The sequence below is a fragment of the Microcoleus sp. Pol10D4 genome (assembly GCF_036701555.1).
GTDB lineage: Bacteria > Cyanobacteriota > Cyanobacteriia > Cyanobacteriales > Microcoleaceae > Microcoleus.
Window position 1 is genome coordinate 1 of the sequence record NZ_JAUBRA010000136.1, and the last position, 5,698, is coordinate 5,698.

Here is a 5,698-nt window from a genome sequence, read left to right on the forward strand (position 1 = left end):
ATTTTTTTCTAATTAACTACTTTTAGCGATTTTATCATGATCTGACGTCTGTCTCACATTTATTTGAAATGACTATAGCTCTGAAATGGATAGTCAATAATTTCGGTATACTGAATTAAGTGTGTCCTGTCACGCGCGCGTGAAGAAGACTCTCAAACTCTCGAAAATTCGTGGCGGGCGATCGTGAAATCTTCTTCTTTTAACAGGTGATATCATGTGCGGTTGATGCGTCCTTATATGGGGGGCGGCTCGATCGAGCTGTGGGCTTTAAAATTAAGAATACTCGTGAATCCGCCCCTACACAACTTGACATTATACAAGAATGAATCAAGATGCTTAAGTATATAACTAATGACTACCGATCGAGCTTGCGCTGAATTTGCCTCAGAGACTGGTACATTTCTGGCAAGCGGTTGTAGACGGCTGCGGCTTTGAGAAATAGTTTGTGGGGAATTGCTGGAACGCCCGTCACGATCGCACCTGCGGGCACGTCGCTGTGAATTCCGGCTTTAGCAGTGGCGATCGCCCCATCTCCGATTTTGGCTTGATTAGCAATTCCCACTTGACCTGCCAAAATTACATTGTTGCCAATTTTTACTCCGCCGGCCATGCCAACGTGAGCAGCAAAGGCGCAATTTTTTCCTACTTGACAGCCGTGACCTACGTGTACTAAATTGTCGATTTTTGTATTCTGGCCGATGCGGGTTTCTCCGACAGCGGGCCGGTCGATCGTGCTGTTGCAGCCAACCTCAACACCCTCTTCTAATACAGTGCAGCCAGACTGCTCCATTTTTACCCACCCGGAGGCTGTCGGCACGAACCCAAAACCTTCGCTGCCGATCGCCGCACCGCTGTGAATCACGCAATTTGCCCCGATGCGAGTACGTTCGTGAATGACACAGTTAGCGTGTAAAACAGTGCCTTCGCCTATTTCCGCATCTGGGTAAATTACGACATTTGGATGAATGCAAACGTTGCTGCCAATTTTGACTTTTGCTTGGATAACGACGTTGGGGCCGATATAGACATTTTCACCAATTTCTGCTGAGGGGTGAACGACGGCTGAGGGATGAATTTCGGATGGTGGGCGAAACGGTTGATAGAAAAGGGCGATCGTTTCAGCAAACAGCAATCGCGGATCTGCTGCGGCAATCCAAGCAATGTTGCGATCGGTACATTGAGCTTGGAGGCTTTCATCTAAGGGTAAAATTAAAGCCGAAGCATTTGTAGTGGCTGTATGAGTGGCAAATTTAGCACCTTCTATGTAACTGATAGTACCGGGTGCAGCTTCATCAACAGGGGCCGCGCCTGTAATTTCTGGATCGGTAGCAACCGACGCTGTGAAGGTGCGACTGGTGGCTAAGTTAAGTTTTTGTACTATTTCGCTAAACTTCATCTATAAAAATTTGTTGTTAGCACAGATGGATCATAGTTAAAATTACCAGCTTTGGAGCACGATCTGAGCAGTTGGCATTTAAAAAACAAAAACCCCGATTTCTTGAAGAAGTCGGGGTTGTAGCGCTCGATTATTTTTGGCAATTATTTTACAGAAACTGCATCTACGTCAACGGTGCTGCCGTTGGCTTCAGAATAAGGGGCACCGGTGGCTTCGGATGCTGATGCTGTCTCTGTTTGGCGAGATTTAAAGTAGTCGATCGCCATTTGGGACACTTCGGAAATCAGCAAGACTGCGATCGCCACATCGTCAATTTGTCCGATGACGGGGAGAAAGTCTGGGGCTATGTCGATCGGGCTTACCAGATATGCCAACGTTCCCAGAATAATCCACCAGCGGTATTTGGGGTTGCGGAGGGTGTCGCGGTACCAGTTGTAAACAGATTGTATAGAAAAGTTCATGGGGTTGTCCTCTACTTATATTTTCAATCTTGACAAATTGTCGCTCGAAATGCTAGTGGAGATATCCCCCCTAAGATTGGGAAGAGACTTCTACCGGGGAATATAGGGAATTGGGCCGGAGGGATTTGTCAACCTGTGTCGGAAGGACGGGGACTCGTGACAACGCCCCTACAGAAACCTGACAGATGAAAGGCGATGGAATTAATCTGCGTTTATCTGCGTTTATCTGTTTTTATCTGCGGTTAAAAAACATTCCTCTTGTTGACGGTAGATTCGGCATTTTTTTACTTGTATATTGTGATTAAACTAAGTTACTTAGATTGGGATTTTTAACCGCAGATGTCAGCAGATAAACACAGATAAACGCTGATGGAACTTATCTGTGTTTATCTCCTGTTTAAAAAAATCTTCATATCTTTCACTCACGAATTTTGAAAGATCCATTTTTGGTCGCCGATCGCAATTTCGCAGCCGTTTGGCAGCCAAAAAGGCTCGTTAGCCGCCAGCCTCTGCCCACCCACAAAAGTGCCGTTGGAACTGCCGCTATCGACAAGCTGATACCGCTGTTTGCCAAGTTCGTCAGTGGCCCGGCGGATTTGAGCGTGGTAGCGCGAACTTTGCGGATCTTGTAATACTAAAGTGTTGGTTGGTTCGCGTCCAATTGTAAAGGGATTGGCTGTTAGGGCGATCGCTTCTCCAGAAAATTTGTAGATTAAATATGCGCTTGTTTTGCGATCGCTGCTTGCGAGTACGGTTGGTGCAAGTTGGGGAGGATTTCTCCCAGCAGGGAGGCTGTTTTGAGCAAGTTGTTCTGTCAGTTGTTGTAAATCTCGATCGAACCCGGCTGCTGTGTCGGAAGCTGGAAGACTTGCAGGAGAATTACCTGAAATTAAGTTTAACTGCTGTACGGGAGATTGAGGAACAATCGGGCGGCCTGCTTCGGCAATTCTCATTTGCAGGGCGGCGGCATTTTCTGCTTCTTGTCGGGCACTCATTCCCTCAACTTGGCGAATAACTCCGTTGGTTTCGGGAAAGCTGACATCGCCAATTCGCACGTCTTCTAAGTTAAAACCTAGGGTATAAAAATCTTGGACGCGATCGAGCAAATTTTGGCGCAGCAACAGCCGTCCTTGACTGATAAGCTGTTGTAGGGGTATTTGCCCGATCGCTAATCCCATACAATCCTTAACTGCACTTGCTAAAACAGCTATAGGATCGGACAATTCCAAAGCTACTCGTTTCGGATCTATAACTTGATAAATAACAGTCAGAGTAGCATCAATTAAAAACCGATCCTTAGACAAAAAATCTCCGTGCGACTGCACGTCCAAATTGCGGAGTTTGGTGTCTACGAGGACAATTTGAGCCTGTTCCAGCAGGGGAAGGGCAAAGCTGAAATGCCGCCCGGATTTTAGGGTACGCACGGCGCGGCCGTTTTTGACCAACAAACCCGTGTAACCCGCCCCTATAAAGTCCATACTAAACCCGGCCCAGCGTTCTGGAGTTATCGTTTGAATCAGGGGAGAAGCGTTGTTCATGGGAGGGAGTTGAGGGAGCGAAGATTCTATTTTTAGGGTAACAAATTGCTGGGGGCGAGCGATCGGGCGGTGTGCCGGTTCCGCAACCTCTATTCTATACTTCTGGACACCCCGCGATTCAGGCCGGACTGGATCTAGCTTGCATCTAGTTGATGGTGGGGGCGATCGAAATACTGTTCGTAGGGTGCGTCCGATCCTTCAAACCTGTTGAAATCGAAAGAATTAATGTCTAACGCACCCTACAATTTGGTTTAACGGTGACTAAAGGTGAGTAATTTATTGGCTATACTTAAGGCATCATGCTAGGAGCGTAAGTCAGATGAATACGATCGCGATCGCCCTTTCAGATGAGCGACTTCTGAAGTTACAAAAAGTCGCCAACGACTTGAATATATCGATAGAAGAGTTAGTTTTAATAGGCATCGAAAACTTCCTCGCACAGCCAGAAAGTCTTTCACCCAATACTGCTCAAAATATTCTCAACAAAAATGCTAAAATTCCCCCTGATATAGTTGACAAATTTTATGCACTAGCCTGGGATTGGGAGAAAGATGTTGCTGCACTTTCTTCAACTGCCCAAATGTCTCAGCATCCTGCCTATCAGGAAATTATTAGTATGGGAACACAAATCGTGCCGCTGTTGCTATCGGAACTGAAAATAAATCCCCTTTACTGGTTATCGGCGTTGAGTGCAATTACGGGTGAAAATCCCATTCAACCAGAACAAAGGGGAAGGGTAAAACAGATGGCATCAGCTTGGATAGATTGGGGGAGAAATCAAGGTTACGCGATTGAAGAGAATGTATAGAAGAGCAGAATTTGAATTTAAGTAGTCCAATTGGTCTCGCAGGGATTATCAATTTACCTGCCCTAAATCTCAAAAATATAACTGCTTTGCATGGGCTGCCGGGGAAGAAGATCGTTGGTGGCAACGGATACCTGGAGAGCAATTTTATTAGCCTGACGGTGTGTCGCAACAGGAGATTCTAGAAGCGTATATTCAGGCTTATCAAACGCTGGGATATGAAATTTGTAAGGACGATCGCGACCAAATAGTAAAATAAGCTTAACAAGTGAAAAGTGAAACTTAGGTTATGTTAAAGTGTAATCAACAAGACCGTTTTTGTACCCTAACGCACGGGAATCAGTGCCATGTCCATTTCTCAACCTGAAAAGCCACAGTATTTAAAACCGATTAATCCCCCGGATCTTCAAATGCGAGCGATCGCCTACAGTTTAGATACTTTAATTCCAGGGATCTACATTTGGCTGGGTGCGCTCAAAATTCGGATTGGGGGTAGCGAGCCCGAAGAAAACTATCCGGGGACTATTCACAGTCCCATTGGCATTGCTTTAGTATTCCCTGGCTACCGCATTTACAGCACTTATCAAGGTAGCTATGACCCTTGATAAGCATAAGCTTGACGGTATCCCTCAAATTACTGTAAAAACTTTGCCATCCACAGAATTTGAGTTACTTCTATTGACAGCAGGCTACGGTAGAATGGGTACGGCTCCGGCTCAGGGAAATCGCCTGAAAGTGTGGTGGACTCATTCTACTTTTAGACGCATTGAAGCTATTTATAGTCCTGATGGAATAGTTGCTATTACTGCTTATCACGTTTAGACTTATAGTTAAACAAACCCAGAAGTTTTTATTGACTCTTTTGATAAGAGAGAGCGATCACACTTTCGGAAAATAAGGGCGATCGCACTTTGGGATTCGGGATGGCAGAGGGGCGAGCGCATTTCACTAAAACAAGCTTTGCTGCCCATTAGGTATAGTATTACCTAAATAGATTTGTTTAGAACCCTTGGGAATGTAAATCCACCCTACGTCTTGCAGGCGATTTGTCAAGTTTGATATTGTTACGCCAAGAGCGTCAGCCATTGCGTAGAGGTGACGCCAGTTTGTTAAATCACGTCCCCTTCGCTTCTCTTCCAAGATATATCGAGGCATTAACAAACAACTAGCAAAATATTGAGCCTGCCATTCAATCCAATCAGCTTGAGTTTTAGGACCGACCTTATCAACAAGCATTTCGCTCACATTTCTACACAGAAATACGTCTTCACTAGCCTCGCAAAATAGAGGTAGTTCTAGTTGTTGTACCAAACCATCTGCTTCATCTTGATTGACATGAAGTACCCAGTGCCCTATTTCGTGAGCTAGTGTCGATTGTTCAAATCCAATATCATTATCTTTTTTTTTCTGGATATATTTACTACTCCCTTCCCGCTAGAAGACTATAGAATGAGATTATAGATATGTTGAATCGTGTTGGCAATTTGGATGGGAGTCT

Annotated in this window: 6 protein-coding genes and 2 pseudogenes; 4 read left to right on the plus strand and 4 right to left on the minus strand. The window is 45.2% G+C overall.

Going from position 1 to position 5,698, the window contains the following annotated elements:
* Positions 1-355: 355 nt before the first annotated feature.
* From lpxD to QUA36_RS30570, 3 genes are all read right to left on the minus strand, one after another.
* Positions 356-1,396 carry a UDP-3-O-(3-hydroxymyristoyl)glucosamine N-acyltransferase gene (lpxD, locus tag QUA36_RS30560; RefSeq protein ID WP_333460087.1) on the minus strand — a complete coding sequence of 347 codons (1,041 nt, stop codon included), beginning with the start codon at positions 1,394-1,396 and terminating at the stop codon, positions 356-358.
* A 143-nt stretch (positions 1,397-1,539) separates the two neighbouring features.
* Positions 1,540-1,857, minus strand: a complete 318-nt coding sequence (locus tag QUA36_RS30565) for a YkvA family protein (protein WP_333166715.1) — start codon at positions 1,855-1,857, stop codon at positions 1,540-1,542.
* Between the two features lie 422 nt (positions 1,858-2,279).
* On the minus strand, positions 2,280-3,395 hold the full coding sequence (locus tag QUA36_RS30570; RefSeq protein WP_333460088.1) for an SPFH domain-containing protein: 1,116 nt from the start codon (positions 3,393-3,395) through the stop codon (positions 2,280-2,282).
* A gap of 319 nt (positions 3,396-3,714) precedes the next feature.
* On the opposite strand from QUA36_RS30570, the gene QUA36_RS30575 reads away from it, so the two are divergent.
* The 4 genes and pseudogenes from QUA36_RS30575 to QUA36_RS30585 all read left to right on the plus strand — a co-directional run bounded on the left by QUA36_RS30575 (position 3,715) and on the right by QUA36_RS30585 (position 5,022).
* Entirely contained in the window at positions 3,715-4,203 is a 489-nt protein-coding gene (locus tag QUA36_RS30575) for a hypothetical protein (RefSeq protein WP_333454119.1), read from the plus strand.
* Positions 4,204-4,264: 61 nt separating this feature from the next.
* Positions 4,265-4,354, plus strand: a pseudogene (locus QUA36_RS31515) (DUF7689 domain-containing protein); the annotation flags it as partial.
* 193 nt (positions 4,355-4,547) lie between these two features.
* Positions 4,548-4,805: a hypothetical protein gene (locus tag QUA36_RS30580; protein WP_333454121.1), complete on the plus strand. Its 258-nt coding sequence runs from the start codon at positions 4,548-4,550 to the stop codon at positions 4,803-4,805.
* On the plus strand, positions 4,795-5,022 hold the full coding sequence (locus QUA36_RS30585; RefSeq protein WP_333454123.1) for a hypothetical protein: 228 nt from the start codon (positions 4,795-4,797) through the stop codon (positions 5,020-5,022). The genes QUA36_RS30580 and QUA36_RS30585 overlap by 11 nt, the downstream gene beginning before the upstream one ends.
* A 126-nt stretch (positions 5,023-5,148) precedes the next feature.
* Here the strand turns inward: QUA36_RS30585 and QUA36_RS30590 are convergent.
* A pseudogene (locus tag QUA36_RS30590) lies at positions 5,149-5,586 on the minus strand (ImmA/IrrE family metallo-endopeptidase); the annotation flags it as partial.
* Positions 5,587-5,698 lie beyond the last annotated feature (112 nt).

Excerpts from the sequence above, each read along its gene's own strand:
- lpxD (WP_333460087.1), bottom strand. The coding sequence starts at position 1,396 with ATGAAGTTTAGCGAAATAGTACAAAAACTTAACTTAGCCACCAGTCGC.
- QUA36_RS30565 (WP_333166715.1), bottom strand. The coding sequence starts at position 1,857 with ATGAACTTTTCTATACAATCTGTTTACAACTGGTACCGCGACACCCTC.
- QUA36_RS30570 (WP_333460088.1), bottom strand. The coding sequence starts at position 3,395 with ATGAACAACGCTTCTCCCCTGATTCAAACGATAACTCCAGAACGCTGG.
- QUA36_RS30575 (WP_333454119.1), top strand. The coding sequence starts at position 3,715 with ATGAATACGATCGCGATCGCCCTTTCAGATGAGCGACTTCTGAAGTTA.
- QUA36_RS30580 (WP_333454121.1), top strand. The coding sequence starts at position 4,548 with ATGTCCATTTCTCAACCTGAAAAGCCACAGTATTTAAAACCGATTAAT.
- QUA36_RS30585 (WP_333454123.1), top strand. The coding sequence starts at position 4,795 with ATGACCCTTGATAAGCATAAGCTTGACGGTATCCCTCAAATTACTGTA.